The organism is Demequina subtropica (genome assembly GCF_000971235.1).
Taxonomy (GTDB): Bacteria; Actinomycetota; Actinomycetes; order Actinomycetales; family Demequinaceae; genus Demequina; species Demequina subtropica.
The window spans coordinates 139,412-153,061 of sequence record NZ_BBMB01000003.1 but is presented as its reverse complement, the minus strand read 5'-3'; the positions used below and the strand labels follow the sequence as shown (position 1 = coordinate 153,061).

Sequence of the window (13,650 nt, the reverse complement as noted above, 5' to 3'; positions counted from 1 at the left end):
GGAGTTCGCGGGGATCGGCGGCGCGCTACTCGGCGCCGTGATCGGTCGTGGCGAGAACCACGTCGGCATCTCGACGGATGCGGGTCACCCGATCGAGCATGCCACGCGGTGCCGATGCGGACAAGCCCGACAAATGGGGTGGTGAACGCCCTCGGCCTGAGCGACAATCGACGGGACACGACGGGGGTGGGCCGTGACCGTCATCGACGACATCCTGGCCGCGCTGGGTCTCGCGACGGTGCCGGCGACCGCTCGCACGATGCTGCGCTGGCCTGTGCCTCCTGCGCCGCCGGCCGCGCGGCCGCCGCTCGTGGAGGGCGTGCTGGCGCACGTGCGGGGCGACCTCACCACGGACGCGAGCCTGCGCCCCCGCGTGAGCCTCATCCTCGGCCCGGGCGCCACGCTGGGGGGCGTCGCGGCCGAGCTCGCCGACCTCGTCGCCACCATCACCACGCGGACCACCGCGGCGGCGGTGCCCGATCGGGCGACCGTGGCGGCGGCGCTGCAGACGTACAGCGCGACCCACCTCACGGCGACGCCCACCGATGTGCTCCGGGTCGGGTTCCGCATGCCCCTCCCCATCGAGATCGACGTCGACACGGGGGAGTGGGTGACGAACCTCGAGACGCTCCACACGTGGGCCCAGGTGCCGCCAGCGATCACGCTCCCGGCCACGCGGGTGACGCCGCTGCTCATCCCTGACCCGGATGCGCTGAGGACCGAGGTGACGGCGGAGCTCGCTGCGGTCGCCGACGCCGCGACGCTCGGCATCGCGCTGACGGCCAGGATGCTCCGCAACCCCTACGAGCCGGTGTTCTTCATCCACGAGCTGCTCGCTCAGGTGCACCGCGCCCGGCCGGCGCAGGAGGTGCCGCTCGTGCTCGCGATGACGGACTCGCTCGTCAACCACCAGGCGGAGCTCGCCGCGAGCACGACCGCGGGCAACGCGGTGCTGCGCCGGCTCTGGTTCGCGCTGGCGCCCGTCGATCCTGCGACCCTGTCCGCCGACCGGCGCACCGCGCTCCTGCGGGGGAGGCGCCTGCTGGCGAACGCGCTCGGGCTCGCGGCGACCGTGCCGCCCGTCGCGGACACGTGGCAAGGGCCGTGGGAGGCCGGGCCCTCGGTGCGCGCCCGTGAGATCCCCCTGCCTCCGGCCTGCGTACCCTTCGCGGCGGCGGGGGCGCCCGCGGGGAGCGAGACCGCCATCGAGGCGGGCGGGGCCAACCAGCAGATGGTCCTGGGGCGGCAGCTGAGCGCCGGAGCGAACGGCGTGTACGACGGATACACCGGTCCCGCCCACATCGGGCGCGTGCTGCCGGGACCGTTCGTCGCCGCGCACCAGGCGGAGATCAACCCGGCGGCGGACCCTCGCATCGATGCCCGCTCGCACATCGTGGTGGTGATCGCCCCGAACGAGGGCCGTCTGGACGCCGCGCGCCTGCGCGATCGGGGGATCCTCTCCACGGGGCTGCAGCAGTGGACCGAGCACGTCAACACCGAGGCGACCGTGCTGTGGGAGCACTTCCGCGGGCTCTCCCCGGACCAGTACGACCTGCACTTCGGCCTCTACCGGATGCTGCCGCGGATGTGGATCGCGGCGGAGGCCGCCGCCACCCCCGTCCCGACCGCCGCCGCGGTCGCCGCAGCCAATCCCTGGGCCGATGCGGCGGTGGTGGCCGACCCGCTCGCCGTGCCGGCCGCGCCCGGCGACCACTTCCCGCGCTACGCCACGCTGTACCGGCTCGATCCCGGCGCCAAGGTCCGCATGCAGCAGTCCACCGCCGCCGCCATCGGCCCGCGGTTCGCGTTCTTCGGGGGCAGCGGCGCCGCGGGCGCGCGCGTCTTCACCCCGGAGTGGAACGCCCGGGTGCGGCTCGCCGCCCGCGCGTCGATCGAGTACTGCGTCGCCGAGATGCAGACGGCGAACAAGCGGTTCGACCGGATCCTCCGGGACGTCGGCGACTACCTCATCCCCGGCACGCCGGCGCCCGGAGGCGGCGCGCCGACGCCGCGCTTCACGCCCCGCGACCTGTTCACCACGCAGTACGGCGCCGCGCTCGTCCTCGACCACCACATCAACGCGCCGGGCTTCACGCCGACGGACATCGGGACCGCCGTGAACACCACGACCGCCACCTCGGGCGTCGCCGCGTTCGACGCCGCGGGCAGCCTCCGCGACGAGTGGATCGTCGCGCTCGCGGCGCGCTACCAGGTGGTGCGGCGGTTCCCCGGGCCCGGCGCGAAGGCGCAGCGCGACGGCTTCATCAACGGCAGGCCCGCGGCGGAGCTGTCGCGCGCGGCCGGGTCCTTCACGGGGTGGTGACGGAACGACGAAGGCCCCTCCGCGGAGGGGCCTCGAGGGTCCGACGCCGCGCGTCGGAAAGCGCCCCCGACAGGAATCGAACCTGCGACCTACGGTACCGGAAACCGGCGCTCTATCCGCTGAGCTACGGGGGCCCGCCCGGACTGGCCGGGCCGAATGAGGATATCAGCAGGGAGCACGGGTCAGGACATGGCTCGTCCGTGGGATGCTGAGGCGTGCGCATCCTCACGAGCGTCGCGGCGGCGGTCCTGGTCCTCGGTCTCGTCGCGTGCGAGTCCCGCGGCGACGACGTGCGCGACGCGCGGGACGCCGATGCGGTGGGCACGGTCACGAGCGTCGACGGCGCCGGCGACGTGATCGCCGTCGGCTTCGCCCCTGAGCCCGGCTACGAGTACTTCGAGGGCACCACCTTCCAGTTCGAGCGCGAGGGCGCCCTCGAGACCGCGAGCGGCGAGGCGGCGACCCTCGAGGACGTCGCGGTCGGCGACCGCATCGAGGTGTGGGTCGAGGCGTGCGCCGAGTCCTTCCCCGTGCAATGCGGGGACCCGATCGGGCGCATCGTCGGCTAGCCCGCATCGTCCGGCGGCTGACGCCTAGGCTGGGCGCATGGCTGACGGCACCGGCTTCCCGCGGCGCCTCTACGCGCTCGGGGACGATCCCGACGCACGGTTCTCGATGGCCAACGAGCGCACGTTCCTCGCGTGGACCCGGACGGCCCTCGCGCTGTTCGCCGCGGGCGTGGGGCTCGAGGCGCTCGACGCCCCCATGAGCCCGGGCCTAAGGCTCGTCACCGCGCTGCTGTTCTGCCTGCTCGGGGCGGTCGCGGCGGTGTCGGGCCTGGTCGCGTGGTACCGCGCCGAGCGGTCCCTGAGGCTCGGCACGCCGCTTCCCGGACCCCGCATCGGCGTGGTGCTCACGGTCGGCGTGGTGCTGGGCATGGCGATGGTCGCGTGGGGGCTGGTGGCATGACCGCGGCGCCGGTCGACGACGGGCTCGCCGCCGAGCGCACGCGGCTCGCGTGGGAGCGCACGGCGCTGTCGCTCGCGGTGGCCGGGCTGGTCGGGCTCCAGGTGCTCTCCTCCGCGGGGCCGCTCGCCGTCGCGCTCGCCCTGCTGGGGCTGGTGGCCGCGCTCGGGACCGCTGTCGTCGCGGCCGTGCGCTACCGGCACGCCACGGCGCACGGGGTGCTACGCCACGCGCCCGCCGCGGTGCCGGTGCTCGTGCTCGGCGGGGGCGTGCTCGCGCTCGGGGCGGCGTGCGTCGCGTTCGTGCTGATCGAGGCGGCGGCCCGGTGACCGCCGTCGAGATCGCGCTGGTCGGAGGCCCGACGGCCGTGATCGGCTACGCGGGCCTCACGGTCCTCACCGACCCGACGTTCGACCCGCCGGGGGTGCACGGCAACCTCACCAAGCTCGCGGGCCCGGCCTTCGGACCCGAGGCGATCGGGCACGTCCACCTGGTGCTCCTCTCCCACGACGAGCATCCGGACAACCTCGACGTGGCGGGCCGGGCCGCGCTCGCGACGGCCGGCCACGTGATCTCCACGCCCGGGGCGGCCGCGCGCATCCCGGGGATCGTGGGCCTCAAGCCGTGGCACAGCGTCACCGTGTACGGCGCGCATGCGCCGGTGTGCATCACGGCGGTGCCCGCGCAGCACGGCCCCGACGCGCTCCGTGACCGGCTCGCCGAGGTCACCGGCTTCGTGCTCGAGGCGGCCGGCTGGCCGACGCTCTACTTCTCGGGCGACAACGCGGAGCTCCATGTCGCGGCGGAGGTCGCACGGCACTTCCCGGAGGTCGGGATCGCGGTGGTGTGCGCGGGCGCCGCGCGCGTCGCCCGCCTGGAAGATGCGCGGCTCACCGCGGACGCCGCGGTCACGCTGGGGATCGCGGACCTGTGGCCCGCTGCCTCGGTGGTCCCCGTGCACATCGACGACTGGGCGCACTTCTCGCAGCCGCGTGCGGCGTTCCGCGCCGCCATCGAGGGCGATCCGGCACGCGAGCGCATCGTGCTCGTCGACAAGGGGGCCGCCGTGCGGCTCTCGCGCGCGAAAGCGGCCCCTCGCCCCGCCTAAGATGGCCTGGTGACCCCCGAAGAGCTCTCCGCGACCATCCGCGCCGCCATCCTCGCCGGCATCGACGACTCCGACTTCCAGCTGTCGCCGTTCGACGTCCCGGAGGCGAGGGTCGAGCGACCCCGCCAGCGCGAGCACGGCGACTGGGCGACCAACGTCGCGATGCAGCTCGCGAAGAAGGCGGGCACCAACCCGCGCGAGTTCGCGCAGACCCTGGTGGAGCGCCTGGGCGACATCGACGGCATCGCGTCCGCCGAGGTCGCCGGCCCGGGGTTCATCAACATCCGCCTCGACGCGGACGCCGCGGGCCTGCTCGCGAAGGGCATCGTCGACTTCGGCGAGGGCTACGGCAGCGGCGAGTCCCTCACCGGCCACACCGTCAACCTCGAGTTCGTGTCGGCGAACCCCACCGGCCCCGTGCATCTCGGCGGCGCCCGCTGGGCCGCCGTGGGCGACTCGCTCGCGCGCCTGCTCGAGTTCCACGGCGCGACGGTGATCCGCGAGTACTACTTCAACGACCACGGCGTGCAGATCGACAACTTCGCCAAGTCCCTGGTCGCGGCCATCCTGGGTGAGGACACCCCCGAGAACGGGTACGGCGGCGACTACATCCAGGAGACCGCCAACCGCGTCCTCATCGAGGCGATGGAGGCGGGCGACAAGGACCCGCTCGAGCTCCCGCGCGAGGAGATGCAGGAGTTCTTCCGGGCCCGCGGCGTGCACCTCATGTTCGACGAGGTCAAGCGTTCGCTCCACGAGTTCGGCGTCGACTTCGACGTCTACTTCCACGAGGACTCGCTCCACAAGTCGGGCAAGGTCGAGAAGGCCGTCACCGAGCTCAAGGACTCGGGCGTCCTGTACGAGGCGGACGGCGCCTGGTGGCTGCGCTCCACCGAGTACGGCGACGACAAGGACCGCGTGGTCATCAAGTCCGACGGCAACCCCGCGTACATCGCGGGCGACATCGCCTACATCCGCGACAAGCACGAGCGCGGCGCGGACCGCTTCATCTACCTGCTCGGTGCCGACCACCACGGCTACATCGCGCGCCTCAAGGCCGCCGCCGCCGCGCTCGGCTACGACGCCGACTCCGTCGAGGTCATCATCGGCCAGCTGGTCAACCTGGTGAAGGACGGCCAGCCGGTGCGCATGTCCAAGCGCGCGGGCACCGTGGTCACCATGGCGGACCTGGTCGACGCGACGTCGGTCGACGCGGCTCGCTACGCCCTCGCGCGCTCGAGCGCCGACTCGACCATCGACATCGACCTCGACCTGCTCGCGTCTGCGTCGAACGCGAACCCCGTCTTCTACGTGCAGTACGCGCACGCCCGCACCGCCGGCGTCGCGCGCAACGCCGCGGAGTACGGCATCCGTCGCGAGGACGGCTTCGAGCCGTCGCTGCTCACGCACGAGTCGGAGGCCGCGCTCCTGGGCGTCCTCGGCGAGTTCCCGCGTGTGGTGGCGCAGGCCGTCGAGTTCCGCGAGCAGCACCGCATCGCGCGGTACCTCGAGGACGTGGCCGCGGCCTTCAACCAGTGGTACGACCGCACGCGCGTGACGCCGCAGGGCGACGAGGAGGTCACGGACCTCCATCGCACCCGCCTGTGGGTCAACGACGCGACCGGCCAGGTGCTGCGCAACGGGCTGCGCCTGCTGGGCGTCTCCGCTCCCGAGAGGATGTGACCATGAGCGCGCCCGTCTTCTCCCGCACCGTCACGCGCGGCGACGACGGCGCGCTCAGCGTCGGCGGCGCCGATGTCCGCGAGCTCGCCGGCCAGTACGGCACGCCGCTGTACGTCATCGACGAGGCGGACATGCGGGCACGCGCGTGCGCGTTCCGCGACGAGTTCACCGCGGCCTTCGGCCGTCACGGCGCGAAGGTCGACGTCTACTACGCCTCCAAGGCGTTCCTGTCCTCCAAGGTCGCGCGCTGGATGCGGGCCGACGACCTCTGCATGGACGTCGCGAGCGGCGGCGAGCTCGAGCTCGCGCTGCGCGGCGGGATGCCCCCGCAGCACATCGGCCTGCACGGGAACAACAAGTCCGACGCGGAGCTGCGCCGCGCCCTCGAGGTGGGCGTGGGCCGGATCATCGTCGACTCGTTCACGGAGATCGAGACGCTCGACGCGATCGCGCGGGAGATGGGAGCCACGGCTCCCGTGCTGGTGCGCGTCACCACGGGCGTCCACGCGGGCGGGCACGAGTACATCGCGACGTCCCACGAGGACCAGAAGTTCGGGCTGTCGCTCGCCTCGGGCGCGGCCTTCGAGGCCCTTGTCGCGTGCCACGACGCCGAGGGCCTGGACCTGCGCGGCATCCACACGCACATCGGCAGCCAGATCCTGTCGCTCGAGGCGTTCCAGGAGAGCGCCGAGCGCATGCTCGGGCTCCGCGCGGCGTTCTTCGCCGAGCTCGGCGTCGACCTTCCCGAGGTGGACCTCGGCGGCGGCTACGCGATCCGGTACACGCCTCATGGCGAGGAGCTGTCCCCGCACGATGCGGCGTACGGCATGGCGGAGGCCGTCGCTGCGGCCATCGCGAAGGTCGGAGGCACCTGGCCGCACCTCAGCATCGAGCCGGGACGGGCGATCGCGGGCCCGGCGGGCCTCACGCTCTATCGCGTGGGCGTGGTCAAGCACGTGAGCCTCGACGAGGGCGGCGAGCGCCAGTACGTCGCGGTCGACGGGGGCATGAGCGACAACATGCGCACCGTCACCTACGGCGCGGAGTACACCGCGACCGTCGCGTCCCGGCTGTCGGAGGCCGAGCCCGCGCTCAGCCGCGTGGTGGGCAAGCACTGCGAGAGCGGCGACATCGTGGTCCGCGACGTGGACCTCCCGCACGACGTCGCCCGCGGCGACCTGCTCGCGGTCCCCGCCACGGGGGCGTACGGGCGCTCGATGGCGAACAACTACAACGCGGCGCTGCGCCCGGCGGTGGTCTCGGTCCGTGACGGCGAGTCGACGGTGCACATCCGCCGGGACACGCTCGAGGACCTCTTCTCCTGGGACGTCGCGCCCGACTGAGGTGCCGTGCGCGGCCCGCGCCGCGCCTCGTCCTGTCTCGCCGCGCGCGCGGCGCGTGACCGGGGTTGACTGGTGGGGAGCCCCCGGTCAGCGAAGGGAGTCATGATGACCGACGGCACCGAGGAGACCGCGAAGCGGAGCATCTTCGACCCGATCCCCGAGGAGGAGTGGGACGAGCCCGACGACGATGCGGGGGACGTGATCCCGCCTGTCGCCGTCGACATGGAGATCCTCCACCCGATCGAGCACCACTCGGGCTGAGCCGTGATCCCCGTGGTGCCGCGCCGGGTCGGCGGGCGACGGGACGCCGTGGAGGGCCCGCGGCGTTGACGGAGGAGGACGGCCCGCCCGGCCGTCGAGGGAGACGAGGAGGTCCCATCATGAGCGACACGTACGACGACGGCACCGAGATGCTCAAGAAGCTCGCCGAGGAGGTCGAGCACGAGCGCGACGAGGGCCGGTCGGAGTTCGACATCGTCGAGGAGGACGAGGACGAGGTCGTCGACGACGAGGCGCCCGCGGACGGACCGCTCGAGCCGCTCGAGCCGGACCCCGCCGACGGGGGCGCGGCCGCCGAGACGCGCTACCTCTGACGCCGACGAAGGGGGCCCCGGCCGTGTGGCCGGGGCCCCCTTCGTGCGCGGACGGCCGGTGCTCAGACGGCGGCGGCGACGGCGTCCGCGAGCGACGTCGCGGGCCGCCCGATGAGGTCCTCGAGCGCGGTGCTGGCGGTGTCGAGCTCGCCCTTGGCGATCGAGCCGTCGATCGAGGCCCAGAAGCCCGCGGTGCCCGCGTCCATGCCGACCTCCTGGAACGTCGCCGCGAGCTGGTCGACGGTGACGTCCGACGCCGTGACCTCGGCACCCGTGGTGCTCGCGACGGCGGCGGCGAGGTCCTCGAGCGTGAAGCGCGTGCCGCCGAGCTCGTAGGTCTGACCTTCGGCGTCCTGCAGCGCGGCCACCGCGGCGGCCTCCGCGTAGTCGGCTCGCGCCGCTGCGGCGATCGTCGCGCCGCCCGTGGCGCCGAGCACCGTGCCGGTCGCGGTGTAGGTGCCGATCTGGCCCGTGTAGTTCTCGAGGTACCAGGAGTTGCGCAGGACGGTCGCCGGGATGGGGGAGTCCGCGAGGGCCCGCTCCGTCGCGACGTGCTCGGGCGCGAGGGGGTTCGAGGTGGTCGCGGCGCCGAGCAGCGACGTGTAGACGATGCGGGAGACGCCGGCGCGCTCGGCGGCGCCGATCACCGCCTCGTGCTGGGCGACGCGCCTGCCGACCTCGGACGCGGAGACGAGCACGAGCCGGTCGACGCCCGCGAGGGCGGCGTCGAGCGAGGCCGCGTCGTCGTAGTCGCCGAAGCGCAGCTCGACGCCGCGGTCGGCGAGGTCCTGGGCCTTCGAGGTGGTGCGCGCGATCGCGACGATGTCCGCGGCGGCGACGCCGCGCGCGAGCAGGCTCTCGACGACGAGGCGGCCGAGGTGGCCGCTGGCTCCGGTGACGGCGTAGGTGGTCATGGCAGTTCCTCTCGCTGGTGCCCGTCCGATCGCGGGCGCTCGCTCGACACTAACTATTGGTAAGTGCCATCTATTCCGTACGCGTCACGAGCGGTCGCCGTAGAGTGGCGGGCATGGATCCCCTGGAGGCCGTCGGGCCCGCCCCCGACCTGGTGAGCGACGTGTTCGCGCGCGCCTGCACGTCGCGAGCGGCCTTCGAGGACGTCACCTCGCGGTGGTCGTCCCTGGCCCTGCTCGCGCTCGGCGAGGGCCCGCACCGCTTCGGCGAGCTGCGCCGACGTGTCGAGGGCGTGAGCGAGCGCATGCTCGCGCAGACGCTGCGCGCGCTCGAGCGCGACGGCCTGATCACCCGCAGCGACGCCGGCACCATCCCGCCGCGGGTCGACTACGCGCTCACGCCCCTGGGCGCGCAGGTCGCGGCAGGCCTCCGCGGCCTCGCGGACGTGCTCGAGTCCGCGGTCCCCGAGATCGACCGCGCGCGGCTGGACTACGACGCCCGCTGAGCCCGGCGCTCCGCGCGCCGCCGTGCGACGGCGCTCGGCGCATCGTCCGGAAGCCCGTCGAGCACGCCCTCGAGGTGCTTGAGCGCCGCGACGATCACGAAGCTGAGCGAGACCAGCAGCGCCCACGAGCCGACCTTGCCGACGTGCACCATGGTCCACCGCAGCAGCTGGTCCGGGTAGGCCCACGCCCCGAGCAGCGTGGCGGCGTTCTCCGCGCACCACAGCGCGAGCCCGATCGCGACGAAGGAGAGCGCGAGCGGCATGCGGTAGCGGTGCTCCCGCACCGTGAGGTGGACCAGCGTGCCGCGGAGCTCGAGCAGGAAGCCCGCTGCGATCACCCAGCGCAGGTCGGGGATCCAGTGGTGCGTGAAGAAGTTGGCGTACGCCGCGACCGCGAGGAGGGTCATGGGCCAGAGGCGGAAGCCGGTGACGCGCAGGTCGAAGCGACGCCACGCCTGCACGATGTACGAGCCGACCGCGGCGTACATGAAGCCCGCGTACAAGGGGACACCGCCCACCTTGGACCAGGCCTCGTCCGGGTACACCCACGAGCCCACGTGCACCTTGAAGAGCTCGAGCCCGAGCCCGACCAGGTGGAACAGGAGGATCACGCCGACCTCGCGGGTGGTCTCCCACCCGGTCGCCCATAGCACCGCGGTCAGCACGAGCGCGAACAGCAGCAGCGCGTCGTAGCGCGCGATCGGGAGCTCGACCACCGACGTCACGGCGAGCGCCGCGAAGATCGCGAGGGCGAACGCCAGGGACTGGAGCTCGAGCCACGCGAAGCCCACCCCGAAGCGCCAGAGACGCCCCCACCGCCAGCGCTCCGGATCGAGGACGTCCCGTTCCATCACGCGGACCATCCTGCCCGACATGTGGGACGCGGTGCGTGAGCGCTCGGCTAGGCTGGGGGCCGTGTCCAGCCCTCTCGCCTCCGTGAAAGTCGCCATCCTCGGCCCCGGCACCGTCGGCTCGGAGGTGGTCCGGCTCCTCACGCAGGAGGCCGGCGATCTCGCGGCCCGCGTCGGTGCGCCGCTGGAGATCATCGGCGTCTACGTCCGCGACACCTCGAAGGACCGCGGCCCCCACCTGCCGCAGTCGCTGCTGACCTCGGACGCCTCGGCGCTCGTCGCGCAGGCCGACGTGGTGGTCGAGCTCATGGGCGGCATCGAGCCCGCCCGGACGCTCATCCTCGAGGCGATCGCGGGCGGCGCGTCCGTGGTGACGGCGAACAAGGCGCTCGTCGCCGCGCACGGCCCCGAGCTGTACGAGGCCGCCGACGCCGCGAACGTCGACCTCTACTTCGAGGCGGCCGTGGCCGGCGCCATCCCCCTGGTGCGTCCCGTTCGCGAGTCGCTCGCGGGCGACCACATCACCCGCATCCTGGGCATCGTCAACGGCACCACCAACTACATCCTCGACGAGATGACGCGCCGCGGCCTCGACTACGACGTCGCGCTCAAGCAGGCGCAGGAGCTCGGCTACGCCGAGGCGGACCCGACGGCCGACGTCGAGGGTCACGATGCGGCGGCCAAGGCCGCGATCCTCGCGTCGCTCGCGTTCCACCAGCGGGTCGCGCTCGACGACGTCTACTGCGAGGGGATCTCCGCCATCACGTCGGAGGACGTCATCGCGGCGCGCGAGACCCGTCAGGTCATCAAGCTGCTCGCGATCGCCGAGCGCACGGAGGGCGGCGTCACGGTGCGCGTCCACCCCGCGCTCGTGGGCGAGGACCACCCGCTCGCGGGCGTGCACGGCGCCTTCAACGCGGTGTTCATCGAGGCCGAGTCCGCCGGCGGGCTCATGTTCTACGGCCAGGGTGCCGGCGGCACGCCGACGGCCTCGGCCGTGCTGGGGGACATCGTCTCCGTGGCGCGCCACAAGGCGACCGGGGGCAAGGGCCCGCTCGAGTCCAACTACGCGGTGCACGAGGTCCTGCCGATCGACGCCGCGCTCACGCGCTACTGCATCCGCATGGCGGTCGAGGACCGTCCCGGGGTGCTCGCCTCCGTCGCCGCGGTCTTCGAGCAGCACGGCGTGGGCATCGAGATCGTGCGCCAGGTGCCGGGGCAGACCCACGCGGGCCTGATCCTGTCGACCTACGCGGCGCCCGAGCGCGACCTGCGCGCGACCGTCGAGGGCCTCCGCGCATCGGACGCGGTGGCCGAGGTCAAGTCCGTCCTGAGGATCGAGGGGGAGTAGTGGCGCACGTCTGGCGCGGGATCATCCGCGAGTACCTGGACCGCCTGCCGTTCGAGGAGGGGGACCGCATCGTCTCCCTGGGCGAGGGCGGCACGCCGCTGGTCCACGCCCCCTCGATCTCGTCGGAGGTGGGCGCCGAGGTCTTCGTCAAGGTCGAGGGCATGAACCCGACCGGCTCGTTCAAGGACCGCGGCATGACGTCCGCGGTCACGCAGGTGGTGAAGGAGGGCGCCCACACCATCGTGTGCGCGTCCACCGGCAACACCTCCGCGTCCGCGGCCGCGTACGCGGCGCACGCGGGTCTGCGCTGCGTCGTCATGATCCCGCAGGGCAAGATCGCGGCGGGCAAGATGGCGCAGGCGATCGTCCACGGTGCGGACCTGGTGCAGGTCGACGGCAACTTCGACGAGTGCCTCGACATCGTGCGGGACCTGTCCGAGCAGTACCCGATCGCGCTGGTGAACTCGGTCAACCCGTACCGCCTCCAGGGGCAGAAGACCGCGGCCTTCGAGATCGTCGACCAGCTCGGCGATGCCCCGGACATCCACATGCTGCCCGTCGGCAACGCGGGCAACATCTCCGCCTACTGGATGGGCTTCAAGGAGTCCGTGGAGTCCGGCGCCGCGACCCGCACGCCTCGCGTCTGGGGCGTCCAGGCAGCCGGTGCCGCGCCGTTCGTGGCCGGGCACCCGATCAAGGACCCCGAGACCATCGCCACCGCGATCCGCATCGGCAAGCCCGCGTCGTGGGACCTCGCGGTCGCCGCGCGCGACGAGTCCGGCGGCTGGATCCGCGCCGTCTCCGACGCGCAGATCCTCAACGCCCAGGCGCGGCTGGCCGCGGACGTCGGCGTGTTCGTCGAGCCCGCCTCCGCCGCACCGATCGCCGGCCTGCTCGCCGCCGCCGCGCTGGGCGAGGTGCCCAAGGGCGCGACCATCACGTGCACCGTCACCGGCAACGGGCTCAAGGACACCGCGACCGCGCTCGGCGACCGCACCGTCGAGCCCACCGTGATCCCCGTCGACGTCGAGGCCGCCGCCGCGGCGCTCGGGCTGTAGGGCCCGGCCATGGCGATGCGCCTCGCCGCCGACCACGTCCGCGTCTCGGTGCCCGCGACCGCGGGCAACCTCGGGCCGGGCTTCGACGCGCTCGGCATGGCGCTCGGCGTCATCGACGACCTCGAGGTGCGCGCCGTCGCGTCCGCCTCGGTGACCGTCGAGATCGAGGGCGAGGGTGCATCGTCCCTGCCGCGCGACGAGTCGCACCTGGTCGTGCAGGCGCTGCGTGCGGCGCTCGACCACGTCGGCGCCTCGCAGACCGGTCTCGAGATCCGCGCCGTCAACCGCATCCCGCACGGCCGTGGCCTGGGATCCTCGGCCGCCGCGGTGGTCGCGGGGATCGTCGCCGCGCGTGCCCTCATCGCCGAGCCCGAGGCGCTCGACGCGGCGGAGGCGCTCTACCTCGCGAACGCGTTCGAGGGGCACCCCGACAACGCGGCGCCCGCGATCTACGGCGGCGCCACCGTCGCGTGGAAGGATGCCGACGGCGCCCACGCGCGGCCGCTGGTGGTCGCGTCGGAGATCGAGACCGCGGTGCTGGTGCCCTCCTCGACGCTGCCCACCAAGGAGGCGCGCGCGGTGCTGCCCGCGAAGGTGCCCCACGTGGACGCCGCGTTCAACGTCGGGCGGGCCGCGCTGCTGGTCAACGCCCTCGCCGGCCGGCCCGAGGACCTCTTCGCCGCCACCGAGGACAGGCTCCACCAGGGCTACCGCGCCGACGTCCTCGGTCCCGCGACGTCCATGGTGCGCGAGCTGCGCGGTCGCGGCCTCGCCGCGGTCGTCTCGGGCGCCGGGCCGTCGGTCCTGGTGATCGGCACGGGGCTCGCGGAGGCGGGCCTCGGCACGGGACGCCTCGCGTGGGCCGAGGGGATCGGCGGCGACTCATGGGCGTGCGTGCACACGGTCGAGCGCGTTCCCGGCGCGACCGGCGTCCGGCTGTAGCGCCGCCGCTGCTGC

Annotated in this window: 15 protein-coding genes and 1 tRNA gene; 13 read left to right on the top strand and 3 right to left on the bottom strand. The window is 73.5% G+C overall.

Annotated features, from left to right (window positions below; translation table 11 throughout):
- Nucleotides 1-193: 193 nt before the first annotated feature.
- A complete protein-coding gene (locus AOM06_RS03200; protein ID WP_062302651.1) occupies nucleotides 194-2,323 on the top strand; it encodes a hypothetical protein in 2,130 nt (709 codons plus the stop codon).
- A gap of 61 nt (nucleotides 2,324-2,384) precedes the next feature.
- Here the strand turns inward: AOM06_RS03200 and AOM06_RS03195 are convergent.
- Nucleotides 2,385-2,457, bottom strand: a tRNA-Arg gene (locus AOM06_RS03195).
- A gap of 81 nt (nucleotides 2,458-2,538) precedes the next feature.
- On the opposite strand from AOM06_RS03195, the gene AOM06_RS03190 reads away from it, so the two are divergent.
- The 8 genes from AOM06_RS03190 (at nucleotide 2,539) to AOM06_RS03160 (ending at nucleotide 8,016) form a co-directional block, all read left to right on the top strand.
- Nucleotides 2,539-2,892: a hypothetical protein gene (locus AOM06_RS03190; protein ID WP_062302647.1), complete on the top strand. Its 354-nt coding sequence runs from the start codon at nucleotides 2,539-2,541 to the stop codon at nucleotides 2,890-2,892.
- Between the two features lie 37 nt (nucleotides 2,893-2,929).
- Nucleotides 2,930-3,292 (top strand): YidH family protein, encoded by a 363-nt coding sequence (locus AOM06_RS03185; protein WP_062302643.1) that lies wholly within the window; start codon nucleotides 2,930-2,932, stop codon nucleotides 3,290-3,292.
- Nucleotides 3,289-3,618, top strand: a complete 330-nt coding sequence (locus tag AOM06_RS03180; RefSeq protein ID WP_062302640.1) for a DUF202 domain-containing protein — start codon at nucleotides 3,289-3,291, stop codon at nucleotides 3,616-3,618. Before AOM06_RS03185 ends, AOM06_RS03180 begins: the two co-directional genes overlap by 4 nt.
- Nucleotides 3,615-4,397 carry an MBL fold metallo-hydrolase gene (locus AOM06_RS03175; protein ID WP_228372832.1) on the top strand — a complete coding sequence of 261 codons (783 nt, stop codon included), beginning with the start codon at nucleotides 3,615-3,617 and terminating at the stop codon, nucleotides 4,395-4,397. Before AOM06_RS03180 ends, AOM06_RS03175 begins: the two co-directional genes overlap by 4 nt.
- A gap of 9 nt (nucleotides 4,398-4,406) precedes the next feature.
- Nucleotides 4,407-6,080, top strand: coding sequence for an arginine--tRNA ligase (gene argS / locus AOM06_RS03170; RefSeq protein WP_062302636.1), 1,674 nt, complete (start codon nucleotides 4,407-4,409; stop codon nucleotides 6,078-6,080).
- 2 nt (nucleotides 6,081-6,082) lie between these two features.
- Entirely contained in the window at nucleotides 6,083-7,423 is a 1,341-nt protein-coding gene (gene lysA, locus AOM06_RS03165; RefSeq protein WP_062302632.1) for a diaminopimelate decarboxylase, read from the top strand.
- A 105-nt stretch (nucleotides 7,424-7,528) separates the two neighbouring features.
- On the top strand, nucleotides 7,529-7,684 hold the full coding sequence (locus AOM06_RS14685) for a hypothetical protein (RefSeq protein WP_156163556.1): 156 nt from the start codon (nucleotides 7,529-7,531) through the stop codon (nucleotides 7,682-7,684).
- Between the two features lie 119 nt (nucleotides 7,685-7,803).
- Entirely contained in the window at nucleotides 7,804-8,016 is a 213-nt protein-coding gene (locus AOM06_RS03160) for a hypothetical protein (RefSeq protein ID WP_062302629.1), read from the top strand.
- 62 nt (nucleotides 8,017-8,078) lie between these two features.
- Here AOM06_RS03160 and AOM06_RS03155 read toward each other — a convergent pair whose 3' ends face one another.
- The gene (locus tag AOM06_RS03155) at nucleotides 8,079-8,930 is read right to left on the bottom strand and encodes an NmrA family NAD(P)-binding protein (RefSeq protein WP_062302626.1); all 852 of its coding nucleotides are present in this window, start codon (nucleotides 8,928-8,930) and stop codon (nucleotides 8,079-8,081) included.
- Between the two features lie 113 nt (nucleotides 8,931-9,043).
- On the opposite strand from AOM06_RS03155, the gene AOM06_RS03150 reads away from it, so the two are divergent.
- Nucleotides 9,044-9,433 (top strand): winged helix-turn-helix transcriptional regulator, encoded by a 390-nt coding sequence (locus tag AOM06_RS03150; RefSeq protein WP_062302909.1) that lies wholly within the window; start codon nucleotides 9,044-9,046, stop codon nucleotides 9,431-9,433.
- On the opposite strand, the gene AOM06_RS03145 is transcribed toward AOM06_RS03150, so the two are convergent.
- A complete protein-coding gene (locus tag AOM06_RS03145) occupies nucleotides 9,418-10,284 on the bottom strand; it encodes a DUF817 domain-containing protein (protein ID WP_062302623.1) in 867 nt (288 codons plus the stop codon). The two genes, AOM06_RS03150 and AOM06_RS03145, sit on opposite strands and share 16 nt — an antisense overlap.
- A 22-nt stretch (nucleotides 10,285-10,306) precedes the next feature.
- On the opposite strand from AOM06_RS03145, the gene AOM06_RS03140 reads away from it, so the two are divergent.
- Genes AOM06_RS03140 through thrB form a run of 3 tightly spaced genes read left to right on the top strand, consistent with a single transcriptional unit; the run spans nucleotide 10,307 to nucleotide 13,635 of the window.
- The gene (locus AOM06_RS03140) at nucleotides 10,307-11,635 is read left to right on the top strand and encodes a homoserine dehydrogenase (protein ID WP_062302619.1); all 1,329 of its coding nucleotides are present in this window, start codon (nucleotides 10,307-10,309) and stop codon (nucleotides 11,633-11,635) included.
- The gene (gene thrC, locus AOM06_RS03135; protein ID WP_062302616.1) at nucleotides 11,635-12,693 is read left to right on the top strand and encodes a threonine synthase; all 1,059 of its coding nucleotides are present in this window, start codon (nucleotides 11,635-11,637) and stop codon (nucleotides 12,691-12,693) included. Before AOM06_RS03140 ends, thrC begins: the two co-directional genes overlap by 1 nt.
- A gap of 9 nt (nucleotides 12,694-12,702) precedes the next feature.
- A complete protein-coding gene (gene thrB / locus AOM06_RS03130; protein ID WP_062302613.1) occupies nucleotides 12,703-13,635 on the top strand; it encodes a homoserine kinase in 933 nt (310 codons plus the stop codon).
- Nucleotides 13,636-13,650 lie beyond the last annotated feature (15 nt).

Coding starts and splice junctions, on each gene's coding strand:
- AOM06_RS03185 (WP_062302643.1), top strand. CDS start 2,930: ATGGCTGACGGCACCGGCTTCCCGCGGCGCCTCTACGCGCTCGGGGAC.
- AOM06_RS14685 (WP_156163556.1), top strand. CDS start 7,529: ATGACCGACGGCACCGAGGAGACCGCGAAGCGGAGCATCTTCGACCCG.
- AOM06_RS03155 (WP_062302626.1), bottom strand. CDS start 8,930: ATGACCACCTACGCCGTCACCGGAGCCAGCGGCCACCTCGGCCGCCTC.
- AOM06_RS03140 (WP_062302619.1), top strand. CDS start 10,307: ATGTGGGACGCGGTGCGTGAGCGCTCGGCTAGGCTGGGGGCCGTGTCC.
- lysA (WP_062302632.1), top strand. CDS start 6,083: ATGAGCGCGCCCGTCTTCTCCCGCACCGTCACGCGCGGCGACGACGGC.
- thrB (WP_062302613.1), top strand. CDS start 12,703: ATGGCGATGCGCCTCGCCGCCGACCACGTCCGCGTCTCGGTGCCCGCG.
- AOM06_RS03160 (WP_062302629.1), top strand. CDS start 7,804: ATGAGCGACACGTACGACGACGGCACCGAGATGCTCAAGAAGCTCGCC.
- AOM06_RS03180 (WP_062302640.1), top strand. CDS start 3,289: ATGACCGCGGCGCCGGTCGACGACGGGCTCGCCGCCGAGCGCACGCGG.
- AOM06_RS03145 (WP_062302623.1), bottom strand. CDS start 10,284: ATGGAACGGGACGTCCTCGATCCGGAGCGCTGGCGGTGGGGGCGTCTC.
- AOM06_RS03150 (WP_062302909.1), top strand. CDS start 9,044: ATGGATCCCCTGGAGGCCGTCGGGCCCGCCCCCGACCTGGTGAGCGAC.